This is a genomic window from Paenibacillus sp. Paensp111, from assembly GCF_059492195.1.
In genome coordinates this window covers 2,026,601-2,052,734 of record NZ_CP168527.1, presented here as the reverse complement: position 1 = coordinate 2,052,734, position 26,134 = coordinate 2,026,601, and the positions used below count along the sequence as shown (strand labels likewise).

The 26,134-nt window shown below is 48.2% G+C and carries 19 protein-coding genes; 1 reads left to right on the top strand and 18 read right to left on the bottom strand.

Features of this window, described 5'->3' with window-relative positions; all coding sequences use genetic code 11:
* Positions 1 to 24: 24 nt before the first annotated feature.
* The 3 genes from ACEN86_RS09510 to ACEN86_RS09500 are packed head-to-tail and all read right to left on the bottom strand — an operon-like array spanning position 25 to position 4,444.
* Positions 25 to 1,005 carry a substrate-binding domain-containing protein gene (locus ACEN86_RS09510; RefSeq protein WP_495634032.1) on the bottom strand — a complete coding sequence of 327 codons (981 nt, stop codon included), beginning with the start codon at positions 1,003 to 1,005 and terminating at the stop codon, positions 25 to 27.
* Positions 1,002 to 2,789, bottom strand: a complete 1,788-nt coding sequence (locus tag ACEN86_RS09505; protein ID WP_495634031.1) for a histidine kinase — start codon at positions 2,787 to 2,789, stop codon at positions 1,002 to 1,004. The genes ACEN86_RS09510 and ACEN86_RS09505 overlap by 4 nt, the downstream gene beginning before the upstream one ends.
* A complete protein-coding gene (locus tag ACEN86_RS09500) occupies positions 2,786 to 4,444 on the bottom strand; it encodes a response regulator (protein ID WP_495634030.1) in 1,659 nt (552 codons plus the stop codon). Before ACEN86_RS09500 ends, ACEN86_RS09505 begins: the two co-directional genes overlap by 4 nt.
* A 292-nt stretch (positions 4,445 to 4,736) precedes the next feature.
* On the opposite strand from ACEN86_RS09500, the gene ACEN86_RS09495 reads away from it, so the two are divergent.
* Positions 4,737 to 5,438 (top strand): hypothetical protein, encoded by a 702-nt coding sequence (locus ACEN86_RS09495; RefSeq protein WP_495634029.1) that lies wholly within the window; start codon positions 4,737 to 4,739, stop codon positions 5,436 to 5,438.
* Positions 5,439 to 5,569: 131 nt separating this feature from the next.
* On the opposite strand, the gene ACEN86_RS09490 is transcribed toward ACEN86_RS09495, so the two are convergent.
* The 15 genes from ACEN86_RS09490 to leuD form a co-directional block, all read right to left on the bottom strand.
* Positions 5,570 to 6,025, bottom strand: a complete 456-nt coding sequence (locus ACEN86_RS09490) for a GNAT family N-acetyltransferase (protein ID WP_495634028.1) — start codon at positions 6,023 to 6,025, stop codon at positions 5,570 to 5,572.
* Positions 6,022 to 7,203: a formate-dependent phosphoribosylglycinamide formyltransferase gene (gene purT / locus ACEN86_RS09485; protein WP_495634027.1), complete on the bottom strand. Its 1,182-nt coding sequence runs from the start codon at positions 7,201 to 7,203 to the stop codon at positions 6,022 to 6,024. Before purT ends, ACEN86_RS09490 begins: the two co-directional genes overlap by 4 nt.
* Before the next feature lie 162 nt (positions 7,204 to 7,365).
* Positions 7,366 to 9,210 (bottom strand): ABC transporter ATP-binding protein, encoded by a 1,845-nt coding sequence (locus ACEN86_RS09480; RefSeq protein ID WP_495634026.1) that lies wholly within the window; start codon positions 9,208 to 9,210, stop codon positions 7,366 to 7,368.
* Complete coding sequence (locus tag ACEN86_RS09475) at positions 9,207 to 10,979, bottom strand: ABC transporter ATP-binding protein (RefSeq protein ID WP_495634025.1); 1,773 nt, start codon at positions 10,977 to 10,979, stop codon at positions 9,207 to 9,209. Before ACEN86_RS09475 ends, ACEN86_RS09480 begins: the two co-directional genes overlap by 4 nt.
* 165 nt (positions 10,980 to 11,144) lie before the next feature.
* The gene (locus tag ACEN86_RS09470) at positions 11,145 to 14,771 is read right to left on the bottom strand and encodes a dynamin family protein (RefSeq protein ID WP_495634024.1); all 3,627 of its coding nucleotides are present in this window, start codon (positions 14,769 to 14,771) and stop codon (positions 11,145 to 11,147) included.
* A gap of 189 nt (positions 14,772 to 14,960) precedes the next feature.
* A complete protein-coding gene (locus ACEN86_RS09465; RefSeq protein WP_127197719.1) occupies positions 14,961 to 15,242 on the bottom strand; it encodes an NAD/NADP transhydrogenase alpha subunit in 282 nt (93 codons plus the stop codon).
* A 25-nt stretch (positions 15,243 to 15,267) separates the two neighbouring features.
* Positions 15,268 to 15,948: an endonuclease III gene (nth, locus tag ACEN86_RS09460; RefSeq protein ID WP_495634023.1), complete on the bottom strand. Its 681-nt coding sequence runs from the start codon at positions 15,946 to 15,948 to the stop codon at positions 15,268 to 15,270.
* Positions 15,949 to 16,026: 78 nt separating this feature from the next.
* The gene (locus ACEN86_RS09455) at positions 16,027 to 18,768 is read right to left on the bottom strand and encodes an S-layer homology domain-containing protein (protein ID WP_495634022.1); all 2,742 of its coding nucleotides are present in this window, start codon (positions 18,766 to 18,768) and stop codon (positions 16,027 to 16,029) included.
* A 71-nt stretch (positions 18,769 to 18,839) separates the two neighbouring features.
* A complete protein-coding gene (locus ACEN86_RS09450) occupies positions 18,840 to 19,478 on the bottom strand; it encodes a GerMN domain-containing protein (protein ID WP_495634021.1) in 639 nt (212 codons plus the stop codon).
* A 25-nt stretch (positions 19,479 to 19,503) separates the two neighbouring features.
* Positions 19,504 to 20,877 (bottom strand): N-acetylmuramoyl-L-alanine amidase family protein, encoded by a 1,374-nt coding sequence (locus ACEN86_RS09445; protein ID WP_495634020.1) that lies wholly within the window; start codon positions 20,875 to 20,877, stop codon positions 19,504 to 19,506.
* 333 nt (positions 20,878 to 21,210) lie between these two features.
* The gene (locus tag ACEN86_RS09440; protein ID WP_495634019.1) at positions 21,211 to 21,825 is read right to left on the bottom strand and encodes a GerMN domain-containing protein; all 615 of its coding nucleotides are present in this window, start codon (positions 21,823 to 21,825) and stop codon (positions 21,211 to 21,213) included.
* Positions 21,826 to 21,854: 29 nt separating this feature from the next.
* On the bottom strand, positions 21,855 to 23,381 hold the full coding sequence (locus ACEN86_RS09435) for an N-acetylmuramoyl-L-alanine amidase family protein (protein ID WP_495634018.1): 1,527 nt from the start codon (positions 23,379 to 23,381) through the stop codon (positions 21,855 to 21,857).
* Between the two features lie 199 nt (positions 23,382 to 23,580).
* Complete coding sequence (locus ACEN86_RS09430; protein ID WP_495634017.1) at positions 23,581 to 24,360, bottom strand: SMI1/KNR4 family protein; 780 nt, start codon at positions 24,358 to 24,360, stop codon at positions 23,581 to 23,583.
* Positions 24,361 to 24,390: 30 nt separating this feature from the next.
* Positions 24,391 to 25,281, bottom strand: a complete 891-nt coding sequence (locus ACEN86_RS09425) for an NUDIX hydrolase (RefSeq protein ID WP_495634016.1) — start codon at positions 25,279 to 25,281, stop codon at positions 24,391 to 24,393.
* Between the two features lie 227 nt (positions 25,282 to 25,508).
* The gene (gene leuD, locus ACEN86_RS09420; protein WP_127197726.1) at positions 25,509 to 26,111 is read right to left on the bottom strand and encodes a 3-isopropylmalate dehydratase small subunit; all 603 of its coding nucleotides are present in this window, start codon (positions 26,109 to 26,111) and stop codon (positions 25,509 to 25,511) included.
* Between the last annotated feature and the right edge of the window lie 23 nt (positions 26,112 to 26,134).

Sequence of the window (26,134 nt, the reverse complement as noted above, 5' to 3'; positions counted from 1 at the left end):
TATTACCCTATGCAAGCAGATAGACTATTTAATAAAAGGAAACAGGAGCTTCTGATTATCCGGCCAGAGCATATTATCCAGGTCGATGAGCTTCGTTCCAGTGTCGAAGCGCTCAGGGATGCTCTTGCCTTCGGCCAGTTGTACCGCCGAGGATACGGCCAGATACCCGTTACTATACGGGTTCTGCACAACCATAGCCTGTACTGTTCCCTCTTGAAGCTTCTCCAGCATTTCAGGCGGGTTGTCAAATGTAATCAGCTTGATTCTTCCGCCATACCCAAGCTCGTCAATTGCCTTTCCTGCACCGATCGAAGCTTCCGCATTGAGAGCTACAATACCTTTTATCTTGGGATACTCACGAATCATGCTCTTCGTCAGCGTATCCGCTAACCGTTCATCTGAGCCGCAGTACTGAATATCTGCAATCTTAAGTCCTGGAAACCGGGCAATGTAATCCATAAAGCCCTCTTCCCGTTGATCTGCGTTCCGGGCACCTTGCACAAAATTAACAATGCCAATTTGACCTTCCGTACCGGTTAGCTCAACCAGGCGCTCTGCTGCCTTCTGACCCGCCTCGTAATTATTTGCCCCGATATAGGACTTCACTTTCGCGGAAGCAACTTCTGCATCCATGGATAGCACCGGTATGCCATAATAAGAAGCCTGATCTGTAACTTGAGCCAGCGCCATATAATCACTAGCCGATAGAATAATCGCATCTGTTCCATTCTGAATGGAATGTTCCATTAAGGCGATCTGTCCTTTGTAGTCATTCTCATTGGCGGGCGCCATGAAATCCAGCTTGACGTTATATTCCTTTGCTGCGACCTCCGCCCCCATTTTGATCGTCTTCCAATAGTCCCCGTGATCCATCTTGACTATCATGCTGATCCGCGTAACCGATTCCTGTTCCGCTCTAATATCCATAGGGGAGGAACAGGAGCCGGCAGAGACGAAGAGGATCAACATGACGCTGAACCGAAGAATCAGCTTACTTATCTTCATGGCTGTCCTCCATTTCCTTGGGTATCCGATCTAGGGATTACGGGAAGCCGAACCGTCACCGTGGTTCCCTCTTCAAGCTCGCTTTCAAAAGTCAGCCCATACGGTGTTCCATAGTAGAGTGAGATGCGTTCATGCACATTTCTTACTCCAACGCCGGATCCGCTCTCCTGCCGAGCCTTGCCTGTTAATACGTCCTTGAGCACATCTTCCGACATACCCACCCCATTGTCAGTCACCCGAATGAATAGACATTCATCCTCAATCCAGGAGTAAATTCCGATAAAGCCTTCATCCACCATCATTTCGATCCCGTGATGAATGGCATTCTCGACCAGTGGCTGGAGGATAAGCTTAAGGGTCATACAATTCAGGGCCTCATCCTGGGCCTCGATCTCATACTGGAACTTATTCTTGAACCGGATTTTCTGAATAATCAAGTAATTCCGCACATGCTCCAGTTCATCTTGTACCGAGATAATATTGTTCCCCTTGCTAAGACTGATACGGAAGAACTTGGATAACGACGTGATCGTCGTAACCACCTCTTCTTTACGGCCCATTTCGGCCATGCGCGTGACGGAGTTCAAAGTATTGTATAGAAAATGCGGGTTAATCTGAGCCTGAAGAACCTCAAGTTCTCCTTTACGCTTCGCTTCCTGCTCAAGAATAATCTGGTCCATAAGTTCCCGTATTCTGCGGATCATCAGATTGAATCTCTTGGAGAGCTGCTCCACCTCGTAAGCGCCGCTTACATCAATAATGGTGGCAAAGTCCCCGTCTTCCACCTTCTTCACCGATCTCTCCAGATTCCGGAGTGGCTTGGCAATACGGTAGGAGACAAACACAGAGACAACCAGAACTATGCCAAGCATTACAAGCAGGAACCAGAGCATAAAGGCATTGATGTCCTTTTTGGTCGTCATAATTTCATCGGCATAAGTCACGCCCACCACCTTCCAGCCTGTCGGCTGAACGGTCTTGATCGTAATAATCCGTTCTTCTCCCGTAGAGTCATCAATATAGCTTCCGAAGGAATAATTCAGCACTGGCTCCAGATTCTCATATTTAAGTCCTGCGTAAATGAGCTGCTGCTGGGGATGGTAGACTATGTTGCCTAGCCCATCAATGATATAGACGTAACCCTTCTTGCCGAGACTTACCCGCTTACTCAGCTCATCAATAGTCCGAAAGTTAATATCAACCGCAAGGATGCCCTTTTTCTTGATTCCCCCGTCCAGGTAACTAATCTCTTTACTCATGCTGACTACCCAGCGGTAAGGCGATTTGAATACATTTTGGATATGAGGCGCCGAAAATTGAAGTAATCCCGGGTGCTCCTGGGCTGCTTCGAACCAACCCTGCCTGGGCAGTCTCGAATTAGGCCGCATCCCGGCGCTTGGTGTATTAAGGACGAGCTCACCCTCCTTGGTGAACAATGCAATCGATACAAGGTCTTCACGGGTGTTGAGAATAGTATTCAGACGGCTCTCCAGCTGATCCCCGTTCAAGCTCGAAGAGCTGCCTACACTCTCCTCTACCACTTCGAAAATATCTTTCATTCCGGATACGTAGAACTCCAGATTCAAGTTCACCTGATCAATAATCTGACCCATGTTGAGGAAGGTATTCTCTTCTGAGGATTTGGAGAATTTATTATACAGCATGACGCTCACAAGGAGCACGGTAATTATAGTGATGAACATAAAGGATAACGTGATCATGACCTGGATCTTCTTGTAGTGAAACCGGCCGAGCGGCTGAAATAAAGTCTTCCAGAATCTCATTGTGCCTTAGCTCCGCTCCGGTACTCTTTGGGCGAAATTCCGAACTTTTTGCGAAAGCAGAAGCTGAAATAATTCGGATCGGCAAAGCCAACATGTTCCGCAATCTCAAAGGCTTTTAACTCCGTATTCCGGAGCAGTTCCTGGGCAGCTTCCATTCTTATGCCAAGCAGATAGTTCACGAACGTCATCTTGACCTCTTTCTTGAAAATGGCACTGAAATACCCGGTACTAATGTGCAGATGCTCACACACCTTATTGATTGAAATCTCGCTTTCCCGGTAATGCTGGCGAATATATTCCTTCGCATCCTCTACAAGACGGTTATAGCTGGATTCCCGGTCCGACGCAATAGAGTTCCTCAGCTTCAGGCATAGATCCTTGAACCAGGCTTTGGCCTCAAGTGCATGAGAGAACTTCGTTATCTCCCCGAGGCCCGTTGACCCATTTCCGAACAGCCGGTCCAGATCCACATGGATCTCCTTGGCCACCTTAACAGCAGCCGTCAGCATCTCCAGCAAATAGATTTGGAATTCCTGATATGAAATTCCGTTGTCTGTAATCCGGTTAAACAGCTGGTCCATCAGTAAGCTGATCTCCTGCTCTGTACCCACCTTCAGGCACCTGACAAGCTCTTGCTCATTAAAATCACTGAAGGTAAATGGTTCCGAGGAACGGTTCTCCATATCCTCAATCCAGATTACTTTATTCCCGCCGTATATTAACCGGTAATCGAACGCTTGCACGGCATCTTTATAGGACATATATAGCCTCTGAAGACTATCCTGGAGGCTTCCCGCACCAATGGTGACGGTCTGCTTCAGAAATCTTTCTATACTGAACCGAATTTCTTCCAGCATTCTCAGCGACGACTGGCTTACCGATTCCGTATCACTCTCTGCGCTTATACTGAGCACCACAACCTCATCATGGTGTATGAATGCATGTCCGCTGTCATATTTCGCGGCGATTTCAGAAGTAATATTCAGCACGGCGAACAGCTCAAGATCATGGTCAAAGGTCTCTTTAATAGAAAAGTTAACCTCCTGCTCCGGAGTTAAGGCCTGATTCTCCCTCTCTTTTGTCTTCGGATCCAGCCGTATAATAGATACCATATATTTGCTGCCCTCCAGATTAAGCGAATAAGACTGAACTTTATCATGGATCTCATTCTGGGGGAGCCTGCGGGTGACCAGTGAGGACAGGAAAATACTTTGCAGCACCGGGAGATTCCTCCGGTAATGCTCGGTCAAGAGATGGATATTCTCTTTTTGCGCAGCTTCCTCATCTAGATCTCCTTTAACCTTGAGCAGAATATCAATTAATTCCTGAGAGGAGAATGGCTTAAGAACGTATTCATCAATCTGAAGCCGGATCGCTTTCTGGGCATACTCGAACTCCTCATATCCGGTTAATATGATGATTTTGGTGGCCGGGTAGTTCTCTCTGATCCATTCGGACAACTGAAGGCCGTTCATAAAAGGCATCTGAATATCAGTCACCACGATATCAGGTTGATGCTTCTCAATCATTTCCGCTGCTTCACGGCCGTTCTCAGCCGTGTCTGCCACAAGGAAGCCTAAGGCTTCCCAATCGATTTCGGTCAGCAATCCTTCTCTTACATCTGATTCGTCATCGACTAACACTAACTTGTACATGATAACCATCCTTCGATATGGTGTGATTCTCTGCAATAAAATTACAGTATTCTATAAGTCATCAGGAATATGCACAATCATTGTAACCGTTTACTCTCAAACCCTCAACGAATTTATCATTTTTAGATGCTGCATACCGCGGTTATCATTCCATAATTTCTCATTTTAGATGTTTGATAACTATGTATCTTTGGTTAAATATGGATTATAGACGATGTAGTCTATTGGGACAGCCGATGATCTTGGCTTCCTATAACATTAACTCATTATTGAGAAGACAAAGGAGAACAGCATGTTGAAGAAATGGATGGCGGCAGTAATTTTAATGGGCTTATTATCAGCCTGCGGTAACAACACTACCTCGGAGAAGAAAGCAGATACAGGAACAAATACACCTGCTACGTCTGAAACCACGACGCCCCCTGCTCCTTCAGAGCCGGCTGCTAATTCTACAGATTCAGAAGCAAAGTCTACAGACGATGCCAAAACCTCAGACGAGAAGAAAGAAATCCCCGCGGATTTCAAAACTTACGAGAGCGAGCAGTTCAATGTATCCTATCCGAAAAGCTGGAGTACATATGATCAGAAGCAGCTGAATAACCCTATGGTTAAAGCGGCCTTCTATGATCCTAAACCTACCGGGAACTTTGCAACCAATATTAACGTAACGATGAATGCGGATGCTTCCTATTCTGCTAAGGCAATTGCCGATAGCTCAACCAAGATGCTGGAAGAGAAGGGCGAAGAGAATGGAATGGCCAATTACAAACAAATTGATTATAAAGACATCGATCATTCCGGCTTCAAAGCGGGTATCTCCACTTCAAGCTACACCAGCACACAGACGAAGGCCGACATTATCCTGTCTCAACTGATTATACCGGCCAAGAAGAATACTTATGTGGTCAGCTTCTCATCCACCAAAGAAGATTATGAGAAGTCAAAGGATACGGTATTAAAGGATATTATCGATTCTTTCACAATCAAAGAATAGTCTTCGTCAGCTGCCGTCTGCTTCTTATGAAGCAGGCGGTTTTTGTTATATACATGTCTATGCTGCGCTGCCACCATAGCAAAAAGGGCAAAAAAAATCATCCCTTGGGGATGACGTATGATAAAGGTTATTTATTTCAGTGGTTTATAGAGACGGTATCCTGAACACTCAAAGCCCATCCGTTCATAGAACGGCTTGGCATCTGTACGCCCTTCATCCCCTGTGGACAGGAACAGCTCCTGGCTGCCCTTACGCTTCCCCCAGGATTCAACTTCATGAATCAATCTCTTGCCAATGCCCTTGCCTCTATGATTCTCATCTACTACAAGTGCGGTAATACGAGTAACGGGCTGCTCCATATCATGGGTCTGCAGCTGTCTTAGGCTGACGGTACCAACAACTTCACCATCAAGTTCTGCTACAAAATTACGAAAATGCGGATGATTCTCGAACGCCGCAAGTCTTTCTTCCATAACACTGACCGTTGTGGGATAACGAAGCTGTCTCATTAGAGCTGTAATATCCTTCGCATCTTTACGTGAACATTTGCGGATTAAGAGTGCCGGAGCACATACCTGGTTACTCATTCAGCCCATTCCACCTTTAATAGACTTGCCGCCTTTTTGGCATGGATGCGTGCTGTCTCCACATCTTCACTTGCACTGAGTGCTACAGCCATCCTGCGCCCCGGCTTACTGAGCGGCTTACCGAAAATTCTGATCTGTGTACGAGGAATTTCAAGTGCTTCATGAACTCCGTTAATTGCAAAAGATTGCCCCTCACGGTCAGCCTTCAGTGTAGCTGAAGCACCGGGAGTCAGCACTTGTACCGAAGGTACAGGGAAACCGAGAATGGCCCTAACATGAAGAGCGAATTCGGACAGGTCCTGGGTAACCATAGTTACCATTCCGGTATCATGCGGACGGGGAGATACCTCACTGAACAAGATGCCCTGCTCCGTCACGAACAGTTCCACCCCGAACAGACCATACCCGCCAAGCGCATCGGTTATGGTACGCGCAATCTGCTGGGCTTCCTGAAGTGCCTGCTCACTGTTGAAATGTGGCTGCCAGGATTCGATGTAATCGCCGTCCTTTTGAATATGACCAATAGGCGGGCAGAAGATCGTTCCGGAGACACTACGAACCGTAAGCAGTGTTATTTCACTGTCAAACTTGACAAAAGATTCGACAATAACAGCTGCACCCTTCGCACGGGCCCCTTCTAGAGCTGCATTCCAGCTGGCTTCAGCATCACCCGGGGTACGGCATACCGTCTGTCCTTTTCCCGAAGAACTCATCAGCGGTTTAACCACACAAGGTGTGCCCAGAATCTGAACGGCTTCTTTCAGGCTGTCCAGACTATCTGCAAATCGGTAGTCCGCTGTGGGAATGCCAAGCTCTTCGGCTGCAAGCCGGCGAATGCCTTCCCGGTCCATTGTAAGCCGAGCTGCGCGGGCGGTCGGTACCACATGGTATCCTTCCTCTTCCAGTTCGATCAGCGCCGACGTAGCAATCGCTTCAATCTCAGGTACGATGATGTCAGGCTTCAATTGATGAATCAGACTCTTTAGTTCCTCAGCATCTAGCATGTCAATGACATGGGACTCATGAGCAACCTGCATCGCGGGCGCATGTTCGTACCGGTCCACTGCAATAGTCCTTACGCCCAATCTTTGGGCTTCAATGATGACTTCTTTCCCAAGCTCTCCGCTGCCTAACAGCAGCATAGTTCTAGCATGATCAGAAAAAGGAGCACCCCACATTCGTCTGAAATCCCCCTAGTTTATATGGGTGAAGTTAAGCGAGTGTAAAACCAGCTTAAAGTCATCCATTAAGATAAGTAGTTTCTTCTTATCTATTTTCCGGGTTTCTCGTCCATAATGCAAGAGTGCTCCGCTAAAAATCCATTCTTTTCCGACATTTAGTTACAAAAATCTGAATTGTGCTTCTATTAACCCACTGTAAATTCCCTGATGCTTCATAAGCTGGTCATGGTTCCCTTCTTCCTTGATCTCTCCGTGGTCAAGAACCACGATATGATCGGCATGCCTGATTGTAGACAGCCGGTGAGCCACTATGAAGGAAGTCCGTCCTTGAAGTAAGACTTTCAAGGCATCCTGGATTTTCAGTTCGGTCTCTGTATCAATACTAGCTGTAGCTTCATCCAGAATGAGGATCCGCGGATTGGCGAGCAGCGCTCTGGCAAAAGACAGCAGCTGGCGCTGTCCCATAGAGAGGGCGCTTCCCCTTTCCTCTACCTCAGTCTCATAACCGCCTGGCAGCTGAGTTATGAACTCATGGGCGTCAACCGCCTTGGCTGCAGCCTCAACTTCTTCATCTGTCGCATCAAGACGTCCAAAACGGATATTATCCCGGATCGTACCCGAGAAAATGAACGTATCCTGGAGCACAATCCCAATTTGGCTTCGAAGACTTTGGAGCGTGACATCGCGGATATCATACCCGTCAATGGTTATCCTGCCCTGTGTAATATCATAGAAGCGGCTAACCAGGTTAATAATGGTACTCTTCCCTGATCCGGTATGGCCAACAAGCGCAACGGACTGCCCTGCCTGCACCTGTAGATTGATTCCCTTCAGAGCAGCACGGCCTTTCTCATACTCAAATACTACATTGTCGAAATGAATATTTCCGTTAATGGTTGGAAGGGGCTTCGCGTCCGGCTTATCTTTCACCGAGGGCTGTTCATCAATGAATTCAAATATCCGCTCTGATGAAGCCATCGCTACCAAAAGCTGATTATACATCTGACCCAGCCGGTTAATCGGGTCCCAGAAGTTCCCTACATAGTTGCTGAAGGCAACAAGAAGCCCGATGGTGATCTCCCCTGATTGAATAAGATAAGCGCCCAGCCAGAATAGAATGAAGCTGCCGATCCCGCCGGTAATTTCAATTAGCGGACCGAACATCTGGTTCATCGCAGAGGCTTTATCCCAGGACTTCTTGCTGTCCTTGTTCATCACATCGAAATAACTCATATTCTCCTGTTCCTGGGTATAAGCCTGAGTCACTCGTATACCTTGAATGGACTCATTCAGGTGGGAGTTAATCCGCGAGTTCTTCGTCCGTACCACTTGCCAGGCAATTCGAATCGTCTGACGCAGCTTGGTTGAGATGAAGAACATGATCGGCACCGTGATCATTACGGCCAGACCAAGCTTCCAGTTCACCAGCAGCAGAATTACTACAATCCCAACCAGCTGAACACAGTCAATCATCAGATTCACTACCCCGTTGGTGAACAGATCCTGCAGGGAGTTCACGTCATTGGTGACCCGTACGAGAACGGAGCCGGCCGGACGTTTGTCATAGAAATTGAAGGAAAGCTTCTGAATATGACGGAACAGGTCGGATCTAAGATCATAAATGACCTTTTGACCGATGATATTTGTGTATTTAATCCGGTAAGCACTCGCAGCCCATTGAATCAAATACAGTACAATGACGGATGCTGTGATGAGATACAGCAGCTGGAGACTTCCTTCTTTCACAATCGCTTTGTCAATGGCCAAGCTCGTTAGATAAGGCACCGTCAGCTTCGTAATAGTCCCAAGAATCATCATAAGAATAATTAACGGCAACAACTGCTTGGCATAGGGCCGCATATAAGAGAACAGCCTGCGGAACTGCCTCCAGTCGAAGGCCTTATCAATCGCATCATCGTCCTTATAGACAAATCTGTCCTTCAGCTCCTGCTTCTTCTTGAACCCTGGCTTCTGATTGTCAGCAGCCTCAATTGGAGTACTCATACCGGGTTCACCTCATCTTCCTTATCCGGTAATCTTGACAGGTAATCCGCATACTGTATCCGGAACACATCCTGATAGGGTCCCTGGATATGAATGAGCTCGTTATGCCTTCCCTGCTGGACTACCCGTCCCTGATCCATGACGAGAATAAGGTCGGCATGTCTCAGTGAAGAGATTCGGTGAGCAATGATGAACGTTGTTCTTCCTCGCATGACCTCTTGGAATCCGGTTTGGATTTCATGCTCTGTCTCCATATCTACCGCGCTCGTTGCATCGTCTAGAATAAGAATTTTGGGATTCTTCAGAAGAGCACGGGCAATGGCAATCCGCTGCTTCTGACCTCCTGACAATCCCATTCCGCGTTCACCCACCACCGTGTCATAACCATCCGGCATCTCCATAATGAAGTCATGAGCCTTAGCGAGCCGGGCGGCGCGAATGATCTCATCCATAGAGACATCCTTGATTCCATAAGCGATATTATTGCGGATTGAGGAGGAGAACAGGAATGTCTCCTGAAACACGGTCGAAATCTGTTCACGCAGCTGTCTGACCTTGATCCTCCTGATATCCGTCCCATCCAGTGTGATGCTGCCCTCATTGATGTCATAGGCACGCATCAACAGCTGAATAATGGTTGATTTGCCTGAACCGGTTCCGCCAAGGAATCCGATTACAGCGCCAGGCTTGGCTTCAAAGTTTATATCAGCCACTGCGGGCATTTTGTTACCGTAAGCGAAAGTCACTTTATCAAAGACCACATGTCCTTTAATCTGATCTTCCGGCAGCAGGAGAGCAGCCGCATCATCCTGTACATCAATCGGCTGGTTCAGAATTTCCAGTACCCGTTCTCCGGATGCCTTGGACTGGGTATAGTTATTAATATGGAATCCAAGTCCCCACAGCGGGCCAATAATGAACCAGATCAAGCCAAAGAATGCGACCAATTCCCCTAGAGAAAGAGATTTATGTATAACCAGTGTCCCTCCTACCCCAAGCAGGATGGCAACACTAACCGAAGCGAGCAGCTCCATAACAGGGAAGTACCTGCTCCACAGCAGGGCAGCGAAAATTTGATTCGATTTGTATCTTTCGTTACGCTGTGAGAACTTCTCGACTTCATAAGGCTCTCTGGCAAAAGATTTAACCGTTCTAACTCCCGTAATATTCTCCTGCACGGAAGTCGTTAGAGAGCTTAAGGCAAGCCGCATCTCCTGGAATGCCGGGTGAATCTTCGATTCAAATTTCCATGCAACGAGAACCAGAAAAGGCATTGTAATTAGAGTTAATACTGTTAGCTGCCAGTTAATAGACATCATCATGGCGGCACCGAAGCTGACCATGAAGAACAGGTTAAGGAGCTGGGCGAAGCCAAAACCGATAAAGAGGCGGATTGCTTCAAGGTCCCCGGTTAATCTGGACATCAGATCCCCTGTCTTTGCCGTATCATAATATCGAAATGATAAAAATTGCAGCTTCTCATAACAGGCATTACGCAAGCGATAGGCTAAGTAATTCCCCAACCGCCCGCCAAAGAACCCGCTCAGAAACTGCATGAAAGCCTTTACAATAATGACTGAAAGCGCTGTTAAAGCAAGGTACGGAGCTTCCTCATAATGCTTGGGTGCAATAACGTCGTCAATCAGTCTTCTTAGCAAATTGGGGTAGACCAAGCCCAATCCCGTTGCGGCTGCAAGACATATTATCGAGAGAATCAGAAGGTGGTTCTTCTCCCGATAATAGACGTGCAATTGCCTGAGTACATTCATATGTCTCCTCCTCGCTGCCCTCCATCAATTTAGGAATCTTAAGCAGTTTACCACCATGACTTTGAGGCAGCAAAGAGTAAATATCTTCATATTAATGAGTATATAAGTCTGTTTCTTATTTAAATGATACTATTCCGATTTCGTCTTCTAAATGCTCTCTCATGCTCAGTATATCTGCCTAAGCTGCTGTTCGGTCTTACTCAGGGTTTGGCTGAGCTCTTCCAAGGCTGCTGATTCCTCATTCGAACCGCTTAGCTCACGTATCTCATTCTCCCATTCAAGCCATAAATTCTTGAAATGATCGCAGATACTCTGTGTGCGGAAGCTCGCTCCCTCACAGTAATACCGGGCATACAAGACTTGGATCTGATCAACAGCTTCTTTGACAAGCGTCTCCAAGGGAGCTTCAAGAGCTTCCCGGAGAGCCGTGTTCCCTTTTCCTTCGAAGAAATGCTTGGGATTCCTGAAATAGGACCAGTAAGTCTGCCCTTCCAGCTTTCCGGTTAGCAGCCCTTCCCCGATTTCAGGAGTAGTCCAAGCCAAGGGTTCCTTGGCATAAAGAACAGGACCGAAATCTCTAGGCTCATTCATCTTAAGCCAGCTGTCGCCTTCTCTTTTCACAAGAGCATTGACCTTCTTCTCTAACCGCAAAGATGTGGCCTGCAGTTCCCGCTCAAGCTCACCGGACAGATGTGCCGTCCAGTCATGCATAGATACAGCGAATTTCTTCTTCAAATCTCCCCCATCATCCTGAAGCAGCGAAGGATGGAAGAATTCACGGTAGAGCTCCATGGAGGCGAGTCGAAGCCGCTGACGGACATGGAACAGCAGCTCATCCGTTTCCTGAATGATCTCACTACTTAGATCCCGGTTCGCAAGTTCAGCAAGCGACAATTCATATTTCTGACGCTCTGTATCCATTTGCTGGAGAATATGGTCACGCTCCAGTGAAGACTGTGACAGCGCGCTGAGTCTCTGCTGCACACGGAGTACACTTTGATGCAGTTCATCAGCCGCAGAGCCCGCGGCAAGGCCGCTGAGGTCATTTCCAATAAAGGTATCGAAAGCGCCTGCAAATGGTTCAAAACCCGACGCAGACAGCAAGCCGTGGTCCCCTGCAAGCTTGGCATCCAGAGCATTCATACTGGACAAGGCATAAATTTGGGGGCGCTCTATTCCGGCTGTACGCAGACTGGTATCCACGTGTTCAACAACCTGCTGCAGTTCCTCTGCAGAGGATGCAAGGTCTGCTGCGTTAACGATGAAGAACATCTTATCGAGGGCAAAGTTCCCTTTTACCCTGCCAAGCTGAGCAAGAAACTGCCGGTCGGCGCGTGAGAACGCATGATTGTAGTACGTTACGTATAACAAAGCATCTGAATTTTTCATATATTGAAAGGTGACACCTGTATGCCGGGCATGGATGGAATCTGCTCCCGGTGTGTCTACGAGAACGATCCCCTGCTCTGTTAGCGGGCAGCTGTAGTACAGATCGATTCCTGCTACAAAGCAGGCCCTGGACTCTTCGGCTACAAAAGCAGCAAATTCAGTCATATCGACAGACAGACTTGTTCCAAGCTTGCCTTCGTAGGAGTTCCAGCCGATCGCTGCTGCCTGCAGGAAGCTGTAATGAGAGCGCCCGGAGGCCGGAATATCCTTGGCCTTCAGCTTCCTGACGGTCTCCAGCCAAGTTGCTTCCTTCCAAGCTCCGAGCTGGAGCACGTTGAAGGAATAAGCCAGGTCCTCCCGCATAGCCTCCGGCGTCTTCAATATCACAACGGCTGTGCCGTGGGCATATTCTCCTTCCGGAGCCAAAATGCGATTGATCGCCGCGGTGGTCGGATGCGGCGATACCGGCAGTACGCGATGCCCCAGCAGGGCATTCGCGAACGATGACTTGCCCGCGCTGAACGCTCCGAACAGCGCGACCGTGAACCGCCCGCGGCGCAGCTCGCCGGCGCGCGCCTTAAGCGCACGCATCCCTGCCTCGAAGGCGGGATGCGGCGCAAGCGCCTCGGCCGCGCCATCCAGCAGCGCGGCCGCTTCATCCAGCCGCCGCCGGATCGGCGCGGCGGCTGGCGCCGCTTGCGCTGCCGCCTGCACAGCTGCGGCAGCTGGCGCCTCTTGCGCCGCCTGCGTCTGCGGCGGCGCAGCGGGTTCCCCCACCTCCGGCAGTACGCCGGAGGTGAGGGCCGCGGGCGCGCCCAGCAGCGCCCGCAGCTGTGCGGCGCGTGCTTCGGCGCCGCGGTCAAGCTCCTGCAGACGCGCGGCGAGGTTCGCGCGCGTCTGCAGGGTCTCGCGGCGCTGCGCGAGCTCGCCGCGAACGGTCTCCTGCTGAGGGGCTAGTCCGGCCAGCAGCTCGGCGGCAAGATCCATGGCGGCCCTGCGGTACGCCGACGTAATCACGGCTTTGACATCCGCTGCATAATGCAGCGTCGACTCGCCGGATACGGTTGCTCCGGCCTTCACTGGGCCGAAGATCCACTCCAGACTCGGCTGAGGCAGCGCCTCGTCCAGCCGGGTCTCCCATTCGGATTGCCACAGTTGATTCGACTGTCCCAATTTGCGCAGCAGATCCCGAACATGCCAATCCACCTGCGCCGAGACCTGCTCGCTCAGTTTCTGGAACAGTTCATCCTGCCGGCGCTGCTTCTCCGCTTCCGTCTTGCCGGTGGCGAACAAGAAGCCCATCTTGAAGCCGGGGCTTCGGCTTTCCAGATAGAGCTGTGCTGCCTCCCTGATCGGAGGGGTCATCAGCTGAGCACTGCCCAGCAGCTTATCCAGTTCGGCCGCAAACTCAGACTGAAGTCGGGATGGTAATGTCTCATTCTCTTCCGAGGCACGCTGGAGAGAGGCGATTTCTTCACCGACACGAGCAGCCTCTTCTTCGCCGCCCAATTCCTGAAGCAGTTGCTCCCGTTCCGGCTCCTCCATGCTATCCAGCTGCTTCAGATAGGCCTCAGCCAAGTGGAAGGCGGAGCAGGATAACGAATACTGCAGCAGCTCTTTTCTGTGGTCCATCAGCTCGGCAAGAATTCTCTTTAATTCAGGAAGCATATTGCGGGGATGATCCTGCTGCTTCAAGGACAAGTAGAAGATCCCGGCCGGCTTCACCTGCCATACTTCAAAGGCTTGTTCCACAGACTGTCGATACTTATCGAATTCCAGCTCCTGATCGCGGTGCTTATCAATCTGATTGACGACCAGATACACCGGCTTCCCCCAATCGGACAGGCTCTTGGCAAAGGACAGATTAGTTTCGGACTGTACATGATTGTAATCCATGACATAGAACACCACATCAGCGAGATGAAGTGCCGATTCGGTCGCTAGCGCATGTCCTGCGTCATTAGAATCTACACCCGGTGTATCCAGAAGAACTCCTTGGTTCTCTAGTAGAGGGATCTGATCCCACACTGCAATTCGGGTATAGTCCTCCCCGCTGCGGCAGTATTGCTCCAGCTGTTCCAATTCTGCACGCACAGGGTCTCCTCCGGATGAAGGAGTAAGCAGCACCTGAGGTGATCCATTACGAATCATGACGATGTTCGCACTGGTTGGCAGCGGACTGGCTGGCAGCACTCTTTTGCCACACAGGGTATTGATCAGGCTTGATTTCCCCGCAGAAAAGTGCCCGCAGAAAGCAATCGTAAGCTCTCCGGACTGCTGCTTTATTGTAAGCTCATCTAGATCTTTGCTTGCTTTATGATCTCCGCTCTGGTTCAAATGCTCCTTCAAGTTTTCAAGCAGCTGCTCTACAGGGAGCCTGCTATGATCTGTTAACGTTTTCATTAAAAAGTCTCTCTCCTGACTGCATTCTTCTAAGTTCTATACATAACCTAAATATATAAATATGTTCATTTTATCATTCGATATCCTCGCTTGGAAGCCGCCAAGGGGCAAAAAAAAATAAAACCGAAAAAATTCGGTTTCATTTCTGGGTTAACCATGATTCAATTCATACGTGAATATTCTAAACTACTAACCTGCAGTTACAGCTTCGCTCTCATCTGAAGGAATTAGAATTTCGAATACTTTACCGTGTTGAAGAATCGTAATTCCTCTGTTCTTGTCTTTCATAACAACAACTTCCGGCTTCTTCGCCATGCGTTCGAGGTAATGCTCAGGAACCTCACCAGAGTCACTGATGGTGATTCCTTCCAGCTCGCGCTCGTCGTTCTCGTTCAAATTAATCTCAATCACCTGTTCAAACATATCCGAGAATAACTCGAAATTGTCTGTGTAAACGGAAATACATCTCATGAAGTCTCATCCTCTACTATCAATATCATTTTTTGGCCTTACTCTCTCTATCTTCTCTAAGCTGCGCAGTTTTCATACGCTTTTTGCCTTCCCGGCACACATCAAGCAGTGGACATACCTGGCAGTTCGGGGACCCAGCCTTGCAGTGATATCGCCCAAAAAAGATCAATCTATGATGTGTCAGTGTCCACTCATCCTTCGGCACCCGTTTCATTAGCTTCTTCTCAACCTCTAAGACCGAATCCTTCCAGCCTGCGAGACCAAGACGTTTGCTTACGCGCTCCACATGAGTATCTACTGCAATAGCAGGAACCCCAAATGCATTTGAGACAACGACATTGGCTGTTTTTCTGCCTACACCAGGCAGGAGGACAAGCTTATCGTGCTCTGAAGGAATCTCGCCTTCGTACTGTTCGATTAGGATCCGGCACAGATTCTGGATGTGCTTCGCTTTATTCCGGTAGAGACCAATCCGCCGGATATCCTGCTCCAATTCTTCAATCGGAACAGATACGTAATCCAATGGAGTATGGTACTTCTGGAATAAGTCTGCCGTTACCTTGTTGACCGTGGCATCCGTACACTGTGCTGACAGAAGGACGGCAATCGTCAGTTCAAATGCATTGCTGTGGCTTAATTCACAGTGTGCATCCGGAAACATGGCTCCAATAGTGTCCAGTATGTGGCGGACTGCAGCCGCATTCATGTGCATTCCCCCCGGCAAAAAAAAGTCTTGATACGGGACTGAATCCCGTATCAAGACGGTCAATCTCAGAAACATGACTTATTGTTTTTCGATCTCAACCAGCTTGTCATTGTTGAAATATAATACAATATTATCATTTTCTTTGAGGGATTGCACGGTTAAAGTGATGTCTCCTTGGTGAACATACGTTTCCAGAGTCACACCATACCGATAATTGTTGTCGTTAAAGTCATGTTTTACATAGATTTCTTTCGATGAAGAATCGTAATAATTGAATGGACGGACAATGGAATTAAGCACAGTGAACACGAGCTGGCCATTCTCATCCTTGCGAACTTCAACATGATCGGCGGTAGTCAGCGAACCCGGATTCGTGCTTACCACACCGTTTCTCACCACTTTAACTCCTGCCGAGACTGAATATGAAGTTGTCACGCCTGTGTAATTCTTAACAGATACAGATAGACCATCGCTACTCAGAACTTTGCCGAGGTCCTGCTTCACGGCCTGAACTGTGGCAGCAGTTCTACCATTAAAGATAACATTAATCAGCTGCCCTGCAGTAAGGTCTGTAAGCTTAATGGATTGTCCATTTTCCGCAAGGAGAACGGCTTTGTCAACATAGAACTCATCCGTTACCCCTTTGGTCTTGGCCCGGATCCGGATATTGTATGGATCAACCGAGACCACCTCGAATTGCACCGGTGTCTTCACCGATAAGGTCTGAACAGCATCCTGAGTGGCCGTAAGGAGCAGTGTTACATTTGCGCCCGTCTTAATGTCCGCCACTGTAGGATTGGCCAATCCATAGATTTCTATCGAAGGTGTGTATCCGGTGTAAGGCAGAGTAAGCAGCTTTCCGCTTGACAGCTGAATCGTCACCGTCTTAGCTACCGTATTTGCCGACACATAAGTTCCTTCGTATTTGTAGATTACCTGGAGTGCCAGAACCCGGTCGCCGATATGAATAAGACTGATTCTGCGATCCTTGGTCAATAGTGGCTCAACACCGGCCAGTGTAGGCTGAGTAGTATTGTAGTCCAGCTTGGTCTTGTCATCCAGCTTGTACACTTCAAGCTTATTCTGTGCATTCACGACCGTAAGTGCCTTGTATTTACTATCATAGGACACTACATTCAGGTCTGTAAGCTGCTCTGACTGGCGGCCTAGAACCTGAATTCGTGTTACTTTCTCCTGAGCATCCAGGGTAATCTCAACCTGATCACCTGCACTGGGATCCGCAATGAGATCAGACAAGCCCGCTTCAGCAATTCCATCTACGAGGATAGATGGCTTGTCAGCTAAGTACTTAGCCTCTAGGGAGCCTCCGGAACTTTTGTATGTAACCAGCTTGCTCGTTCCATTGACGTCAACCAGCATTCCTCTTACTGTGCGCTCGACACTCTGAGTTACCTCAAGCGAAGTGAAGACATTATTCTTGATCGTATACTTCACTACGGAATTTGGTTTCAGCTCCGCCAGGCTGATAATTTGGCTTTGATAACGTACGAGTGTATAGTCGTCCACCTTGTACTGTTCAATGGAGCCGGATGCGTCTTTGACCGTGATCGTCTTGGCGTTCAGATCAACGGACTGGATCGTTCCGGTGCTGGTTTTATTAACAAATCCCGATTTCACTTTGACTGCTACGGTCTTCTTGTCGGGTGTGAAGGTTTCACGCTGAATTTCAATTGTGCTTTCGGGAGTCAGTGCTGCAGGTGTTATAGCCTTACCATTCTGATCGATGAATTGGGTTCCCGCATCATAACCGTATGAAGTATATCCGGCAGCTGTACTGAGCCAAATGGTATTGCCTCCTGTAATCTTGGCAAATGTCCCTTCGACACTGTCAACCTGCTGCTTCGGATCGGTTACTTCAATGTAGGCCGCAGATCCGACCTTGTCGATGGCAACTACTTTAGTATACGGCTTCAGATCACTTTTCGAGATCCGGGCTTCCGAACTGCTAGTAAAATACACACTTCGGTTATCAAGAACGAAGCTGCGTGTTTGACCGTTCATGTACAAGGTCAACTTCGAATCTGTAAGCTCCGAGATCACACCCTCGTACACTCCGGAATAAGCAGGATTCAGATAGGACTGGCCGCGGCTGAAAAAGGTTGCAATCTGCGCGCGGGTTACTAGTCCGAGCGGATCGAACTTGTTGCCTTCCACGCCCTTGGTGAGACCCAGATCAACCGCCACGGTTACAAAGCCTCTTGCTCCTGCCGTAATCTTAGCGTTATCAGCAAAAGTAGTCGCTTTACCTGCTGCAGCTTTGGCGTCAGCTTCTTTTCCGAGTGCACGAACCAGTATTTTGGCGATCCATTCGCGTGAGGCCTTCTTAGAGCCCCATGTTTCTTTGGCTCCTGTCGCTGCGACCTCTTCGGTCTGGTCGATCAGCTTTTGCTGAAGGGCTAGTGCTACATAGGGCTTGAAATAATTGCCGGTCTTCAGCTTATCGGGTACTACGGGTGATGCGGGCAGCTTGCTGTCCAGATTCATGAACCTCAGAGCTAGAGTAATCGCTTCCTCCTGAGTGATGTTGTCGCCAGGACGGAATTTTCCTTTATCACCAAGAATGATACCTTCTGCTGCAAGCTTATAAATATGCTTCTCGGCCCAATGACCGCTGGCTACATCACTGAAGATCGAAGCTGTTGCCGCAGATTGAGATGAAGAAGTAGTTGTATTGGTTGAGGCAGCCGTAGTAGTCGTATCCGCAAATGCAGCCGCACCGCCGCTAAGGCACATCGCGGTAACAAGCATTGTAGACACCGCTTTATGCGAGTGGCGCTTACGGCTTCTTTTGTATGACATGAAATTCTCCCCTTTAACAAAAAATGGACTGCTGTATTCAGATTCGACATACAGCAGTCATATTCCTTTAACTATTCTTGTTCTCTTGTCATGGGATGCGTTAGTTCGACATGACCCATCAGCGTGTCCACCTGCTGCCCGTCCACGAGCAGTTCTAGGCTTTTCACCTCATCAAATTGGAAGCTTGTCTTCTTCAAGGCATCAAGGGCAAGGGATTCGCCCCCCGCTCCCAATCTCGCTTCATCCGGCAGATGAATATCTACCGTCAGCAGTCCGTCTTTGAAGCTGACCGACTTAAAATTCACTTTTTCCCAAAGCGCGAACAGCTTGCTATCCCCGCTGCTCTGAAGCGATTTTAAGGCAGCCTCATATTTGTCCTGGTCCTTGTCGTACTTGATCTCTTTCTGAACCTTTTTCAGTTCAAGCATTTGATCATCCGTGTAATAAGCTTCGATGGCCAAAGTCTTGGAGTTCGTGTCCGATGCCTCTGAATTCGTTGGCGTGGTCGGTGTGGCTGCCTGCTGCGTCGTGCCTCCTGTGGAAGTATCCGAAGTACCCGAAGTTTCCTTGGAGTTATCCGTAACGGTCGCAGGTGCCGAAGTCTTCTGTGTATTGTCTGCCACGGCTGCTGACTGCGGCTTCTGTCCACAACCTGCACTTATTCCTACAACTACAACCAGCAGCGCAGTGAACCAAAGTTTTCTTGTCACTTTCGCTTCCTCCTCTCAGGAAAACCTATTGAACTTTCAGATATTCCTTAATGCCTGCCACAATACCCTCAGCCACTTTGTTCTGGAATGTCTCTGAATAAAGAAGGGCCTCGTCTTTCGTATTACTGAGATAACCGCACTCCAGCAGGACCGCCGGCATGGTTGTCTCCCGTGTTACATGAAGACTTGCATAACGAACCTTGCGATCCGTAAGGCCAGAAGCCTTAACTAAGTACTTATGCATCACATTAGCCAGTTCCAGACTGGAATTACGTGTGTAGTAAGTCTCGACCCCGGTTGCCGCAGCTGCACCCGAATTGGCATGAACAGAGATAAAGATATCTGCTTTCAGCTTCTCGGCAATCTTTACGCGGTCTGATAAGGTTGGATAAGTATCCCCGCTTCTTGTGAGGACAAGGTCAATGTTCTTATTGTTCTTGAGCAAAGCTTCCACTTTCAGAACAACAGCCAGATTGAAGTCCTTCTCTCTGCGTCCCTTAACACTGATGGCGCCCGGGTCTGTTCCGCCGTGACCGGCATCCAGCACCACAAGCTTCTTGCCGCTAGTTCCGGGAGGTGTTACAGGAGTAGATGACCCTTTGTTCAGATCAAGGATAATCAGACCATCTCCGGCATTTACGAGTTCGTAATTTTTGGCATAATTTAGATCGAGAACGATGCGCACTGTCGAAGGATTAGTGCTGTATAGTGAAAAGCGCACCTGTGAAACGTCGGGATATCCATTGATCTGAATGGACCCCATCTGATTGCTGTCCAGAACTCCCGCAGGAAATGTGTTATCGAACCGTGCATGCGGCACATCAATCACAATTCGGTCTGGACCTGTCATTTTGAATACATTGGGTGTAACCTTACCGCTGGCCGCAATAATCAGACGGTTATCACTGAAGCTAATCCCGCTAATTGCAGCATCCCCATCTGACTGAGAAGTGTTTCCGCCATTGCTGCTTGGGGTAATAAGATATACAGATTTTGTTGTATGATCCCAGTTGACCTTCATCCCCATCTGCTCACTGATGAAACGCAGAGGAATCATGGAAGTATCACCCTTAAGATAAGGAGCTACCGGAACGATTGCAGTCGTTCCATTCACTGTAGCTGTCTTCTTTCCCACAACCAGTTTAATCGAGGTATCCGCATTCTTTATGGTTACCGTGCCTGTCTTATTCTCCCAGTTGACATTAAAACCAAGTTCCTCCATGACGACACGAATCGGAATCATCACACTATTATTGACTTCTTGAACCTGATTGCTAGAGGTCAGATTCAGTTCTTTCCCGTCAAGATAAATATGCGTACTTGCTTCAGCCGCACTTCCCATCCCGGGAAAAGCCAACAAAAAGACGAACAAAACTGCAAAAAAGCCTAATTTCTTCATCCTTCACCCCTACCATTCTTGTATTTGTCCGAGATGATTTCAACACATTGTGCTATCCTTCGACATCACCTGGACGACTATTAGACGCGGGTTTCTCTTAAAAGTTGCGAATTAATGCCAACTTTCCCGGCAAAATTTCCAGCTGAATACCCGTCTTTTTTATTATCGACATTCCTTTCTTATTCTTTAGATCAACATCAATAAAGGTTCTAAACCGCTTTCGAGAATTAAGTAAGCCTATCAATCAATATGTAATTAATGGATTCTATTTCCATGTAACCACAAAAAAAGAACCCGCTATGCGGATTCTGAATGGACACCAGTCACCATCATTTATGATCTTGTCATCGGATGTTCCAACTCGTCATGGCCCATTAAGGTGTCCACTTGGCTTCCGTCAACCAGAAGCTCAATAGATTTAACCTCCTCGAATTGGAAGAAAGTACGTTTCAAGGCCTCAATAGCCAAAGTTTCGCCACCTGCACCCAGTCTAGCTTCATCGGGAAGGTGAATATCGATCGTTAATTCTCCATCCTTCAGAGCTGCTGACTTCAACTCAACCTTCTGCCAGAGAGCGAACAGCTTATCATTACCACTATCCTTCAAAGTCTTGAAGGCCTCGGTATACTTACCCTGTTCACCCGTGAAAGTAATTTCCTTCTTCTCTTCTTTCAATTCCATCATGTCATTGTCCGTGTAATAACTGTTGATCGTTAACGTGTTAGCTGAGTCCTTAGGTTGATCAGAAGGCTCACTTGGTGAAGCCGCTGCAACGTTAGTGCCTAGCTGAGTGGTTGAAGAAGCTTCCTTCTCCTGATTAGCGCTAGTAATAGTTGGAGCACTACTCTGGTCACTGACCGGCGGAGCAGCTTGAGGCTTTGTTCCGCATGCAGTACTAACCAGCATTAACAGGATCACTAACCCGGTAGTTATACTCTGTCTCTTCATGCCACGTACCCCCTTTTAACGGCTCTTGTCTACTGCAGGCCTAAATATTCTTTGATACCTGCTACAATACCCTCAGCAACACGCTCTTGAAACGCATCATCATACATTAGCGCCTCATCATTCTTATTACTTAGATATCCGACTTCGAGTAGGACCGCCGGCATTTTCGTCTCTCTGGTCACTTGAAGACTCTTCTGTCTCACTTTCCGATCAGGGAGTCCAGTGGCTTCAACGAGATATTTATGCATCACATTAGCCAGCGATATACTGTCAGGCCTTGTGTAATAGGTCTCACTTCCTGTGGCCGTGGCTACCGCGCTGTTTCCGTGCACGGAGATGAATAGGTCCGCATTCAGATCATTTGCAATTTTTACCCGATCGCTTAGTGTAGGATAAGTATCATCACTGCGAGTAAGTACAAAATCAATGTCGGGATCATTCTTAAGCAGTTCCTGTACCTTCAGTACCACAGCCAGCGTAAAGGTCTTCTCATATTTACCTGTAAGACTGATAGCTCCCGGATCCTTCTGCCCGCCATGCCCGGCATCAATGACAACTAGCTTCTTGCCATTCCCCCCAGGCGGAGTTACAGGAGCAGATGAATCCTGATTCAAGTCCACAATCACCAGACCATCACCTGCGTTAAGCAGCTGATAACTCTTGCTGTAGTTCAAATCAAGAACAAGACGTACGGTTGAAGGGGTACTGCTAAACAGGGAGTACCTTACCTGCTTCACATCAGGATAATCCGTAACGGGAAGCAGGCCTTGACCCGCGTTATTAAGCGGCTGGCTGCTGAGGAAGGTGTCCGAGAACTTCGTATTTGTCAAATCCACTACGATGCGATCAGGTCCTGTAAGCTTGGAGACCTTCGTGACCGCAGTCCCGTCCATAGCGATAATTAACCGATTGTCGCTAAAGCTGATTCCATTTACAGAAGCTATAGCTGTTGTTGGAGTTCCGCCATTGCCAGCCGTTCCGCCTGTCCCGTTCCCACTGCTTCCAGAGGGAGTACCACTTCCAGACGATCCGCCGCTTGGGGCAGGAACAGGAGTCGGATTAGCGCTTACATTTCCAGCCCCTGTTCCCGTGTTCGACCCGCTTCCATTCCCACTCTCTGATTCTGGCGAAGTAAGAAATGCAGTTTTCAGCTTATTATCCCACAGCACCTTCAGACCGGTCTGCTCGGATACAAAGCGAAGAGGGACATAAGTGACATTTCCCTTAAGTAGAGGGGCGGCAGGCATAATAATTTTGGCTCCGTTGACGTGCGCGGTTTTTTTGTCCACCGTCAAATCCAGGGTAGTACCATCCTGCTCAATAACAATTTTCTTCGTCTTGCTGTCCCAATTCACGCTGTAACCCAGTTCTTCCACAATGACTCGAATCGGTACTAATACGCTGCCTGAGATCTCCTGGACCTGACTGCCCTTAGTCAGCTTAATCTCTCGTCCGTCCAGCTTAATATGCGTGTCATTTGATGCCGCATGCCCCTGTCCGGGAAATGCCAATAAGAATAAAAACAGAAACGCCAAAAATCCAAGTTTCTTCATCATTCACCCCTACCATCCTACTCAGAATTGTTTGTAAAAGACGATCAGGTGTATCCACCTGAGAACAACGGGAAACATGGACAAATCGGTCAACATCTTACGACATCATTGACGTCACAATCTCTTAAATGTTGCTAATTAGTATCATTTTATCAGGAAAAAAATTCATTTAATAGAGTCTTTAAAGAAACAGATTTGTAATCTATGAAAATCCCAAAAATTCATCCAGACTGATTTTTTGCGATTCATAGTCCGCACCTATACTTCTTAGTTGATCCACGATTTTCGCTGCACTCGGGTCGATCCCTTTATACACGATCAGCGGGACCGCCTCTAGCCGGGCTTTCGCCTCCTCAAAGTCGCATTCGAACACCTTTTTGATGAATACCAGTGTTTTTATTTTGTCCCTGCCCGGGCCGGTGATCAGCACTTTGCTATAACTGTACTGCTCCTGTCCGCCCATTTCCAACTCTTCTTCTTCGTCGCTGCGTGGCTTCAGAACGCTGTTCAGAAAATCGGTAAGATTGTCGTACGCAAGTGAAAAATTCCAGATTCCCGCGCCATGTGGTGCTGTATAAATTGCCGTATCCCCTCTGGAGAGGTCGATGCAATACGGATCGCCTTCATCTGAGGCAATAACCAAATAATCCGCCGGCCATTCGGGGATAGGTTCTTTCTTAACCGGATTGTAGTTATACCCGGATTGGCCGCCCATCAAATCCTTGGCACCGTAAATGTACAGATTGATGTATTCATCCGTGCTCCAGGAGACCGACTCCGGCACGTAGTGCTTCAAGAAGTACAAGTACTCGTCAGGCAATGTCCATTGGACGGAGATACTCTCTATCACTTGTGTATCCGCTGCGGCCGATAGCAGTATAGGATACTTGGAATAGAAATAGGGATTCAGCTCCCTGGTTCGTGCCAAAGCGAACTGCATTTTCTCAAGTACAATATTAATTTCTGCATAGAATTGATTCAAATCTATCACCACTCCCCAGAATTGAATCAGTCAAATCTCTTCCCAATTTTTCCGATACAGACGGGAAGGCCGATGTCCCGCTTTCTCAGTATATTCATCCGTCTCTACTACCAGATCCGCCACTTTACGACGAAAGGCAGCTTTCCGCAGTTCTTTATCCAGAATCACCTCATACACCTGCTGCAGCTCTGTCAGTGTGAACATCTCCGGCAGCAAGTTCATGGCAATACCGGTGTAATTCACCTTCCCGCGAAGACGCTCGATCGCATAAGCTATAATTTTGGCATGATCAAAAGCAAGTCCCTCATTGAACTTAATGGCATAAGACGCACCTGTAGCAGCCGCATTCATTGGCACCGTTCTCTCCACAGCTGCGGTAAACTGTTCATCCCCTGAACTCAGCTTAAGCTCGTACTCCTGCTTCTTGAAGTACTCATCACCAACCTTCTCATTCCGCCCTCTCAACATCCGGTAGGTTACCTTGAACCAGGCTGCATCGGCAGCGTCATCCCCCGCCTTCAGCTGAACTTGGCCGCTGTTGATCAAGGCCATATAGCTGCAGCTCATGACCCAGGTACGGGGATCACGCCCCGTATCGCTGAACGTATACAGCTGCTCCAAATATACGTCCTTCACGCCGGTCTCCTCCTGCAACTCCCTTGCCGCAGCTTGTTCCGTCGTCTCATCCGATCGCACAAAGCCCCCGGGAAGCGCCCATTTGCCGAGAAAAGGATGCCCTGCGCGGCGAATGAGCAGAATGCGCAGCTCCTTCTCCGGAAGCTTGCGATAATTGTCCTCCTCCATATTCGTAACGGTGAAGATCACCATGTCTGCCGCGACAGACGGCCGCTCGTAGTCCCCTGGCTGATACTGCTCCATGAATTCGCGTTCTGTAAGTCCGCTGCTATCCCGAATTTCCATTCAGTTAACCCCCTGGTTCATGAATTAGTTGCTATAACTGTCAAATAGATTCATCTCTCTTTTGATAATAATATAATGTTACTAACAACTGCAACAAGCAGATCCTATCCGCATCCTTTGACATATCCAGCCAACACAAAAAACACCCCCTGAAATCCTAATGCCAAACCCATAGGGTAAGCGCAGTATTCCAGGAGGTGCTTCTTCAATTAACGTCTATTTCCAAATTAAGCGAACAGACGCGCTGCGTTCTTCTGTTCATAAGCCGTAATCTCGTCCTCATGCTTAAGCGTAAGACCGATATCGTCCAGGCCTTGAAGAAGGAACTGGCGGCGATGCTCGTCAAGATCAAAATTGATCACTAGACCGTAATCATCAGTCAGTGTTTTGTTCTCAAGATCTACGTTAAGCTTGTAGCCATCATGAGCAGCTGTACGCTGGAACAAATCTTCTACCTGCTCCTCGGAAAGCACGATAGGCAGAATGCCGTTCTTGAAGCAGTTATTGTAGAAAATATCTGCAAATGAAGGTGCAATTACACAACGGAAGCCATAGTCCATAATGGCCCAAGGCGCATGCTCACGGGAGGAGCCGCAGCCAAAGTTAACGCGGGAGATCAGTACGGAAGCTCCCTCATAGCGTGGTTTGTTCAGTTCAAAATTAGGATTCACATTACCTTCTTCATCAAAACGCCATTCAAAGAAGAGAAATTGTCCGAATCCAGTGCGCTCAATACGCTTCAGAAATTGTTTAGGAATGATGGCATCTGTATCTACATTGACGCGGTCTACAGGACCGACGATACCGTTTAATTTAGTGAAAGCTTGCATAGTTATTGTCTCCCCTCTACCTG

Excerpts from the sequence above, each read along its gene's own strand:
- ACEN86_RS09480 (WP_495634026.1), bottom strand. The coding sequence starts at position 9,210 with ATGAGTACTCCAATTGAGGCTGCTGACAATCAGAAGCCAGGGTTCAAG.
- ACEN86_RS09500 (WP_495634030.1), bottom strand. The coding sequence starts at position 4,444 with ATGTACAAGTTAGTGTTAGTCGATGACGAATCAGATGTAAGAGAAGGA.
- ACEN86_RS09475 (WP_495634025.1), bottom strand. The coding sequence starts at position 10,979 with ATGAATGTACTCAGGCAATTGCACGTCTATTATCGGGAGAAGAACCAC.
- ACEN86_RS09425 (WP_495634016.1), bottom strand. The coding sequence starts at position 25,281 with ATGGAAATTCGGGATAGCAGCGGACTTACAGAACGCGAATTCATGGAG.
- ACEN86_RS09445 (WP_495634020.1), bottom strand. The coding sequence starts at position 20,877 with ATGAAGAAATTAGGCTTTTTTGCAGTTTTGTTCGTCTTTTTGTTGGCT.
- nth (WP_495634023.1), bottom strand. The coding sequence starts at position 15,948 with ATGAATGCGGCTGCAGTCCGCCACATACTGGACACTATTGGAGCCATG.
- ACEN86_RS09435 (WP_495634018.1), bottom strand. The coding sequence starts at position 23,381 with ATGATGAAGAAACTTGGATTTTTGGCGTTTCTGTTTTTATTCTTATTG.
- ACEN86_RS09465 (WP_127197719.1), bottom strand. The coding sequence starts at position 15,242 with ATGAGATGTATTTCCGTTTACACAGACAATTTCGAGTTATTCTCGGAT.
- ACEN86_RS09510 (WP_495634032.1), bottom strand. The coding sequence starts at position 1,005 with ATGAAGATAAGTAAGCTGATTCTTCGGTTCAGCGTCATGTTGATCCTC.
- leuD (WP_127197726.1), bottom strand. The coding sequence starts at position 26,111 with ATGCAAGCTTTCACTAAATTAAACGGTATCGTCGGTCCTGTAGACCGC.
- ACEN86_RS09440 (WP_495634019.1), bottom strand. The coding sequence starts at position 21,825 with ATGAAGAGACAGAGTATAACTACCGGGTTAGTGATCCTGTTAATGCTG.
- ACEN86_RS09505 (WP_495634031.1), bottom strand. The coding sequence starts at position 2,789 with ATGAGATTCTGGAAGACTTTATTTCAGCCGCTCGGCCGGTTTCACTAC.
- ACEN86_RS09490 (WP_495634028.1), bottom strand. The coding sequence starts at position 6,025 with ATGAGTAACCAGGTATGTGCTCCGGCACTCTTAATCCGCAAATGTTCA.
- ACEN86_RS09455 (WP_495634022.1), bottom strand. The coding sequence starts at position 18,768 with ATGTCATACAAAAGAAGCCGTAAGCGCCACTCGCATAAAGCGGTGTCT.
- ACEN86_RS09495 (WP_495634029.1), top strand. The coding sequence starts at position 4,737 with ATGTTGAAGAAATGGATGGCGGCAGTAATTTTAATGGGCTTATTATCA.
- ACEN86_RS09470 (WP_495634024.1), bottom strand. The coding sequence starts at position 14,771 with ATGAAAACGTTAACAGATCATAGCAGGCTCCCTGTAGAGCAGCTGCTT.
- purT (WP_495634027.1), bottom strand. The coding sequence starts at position 7,203 with ATGTGGGGTGCTCCTTTTTCTGATCATGCTAGAACTATGCTGCTGTTA.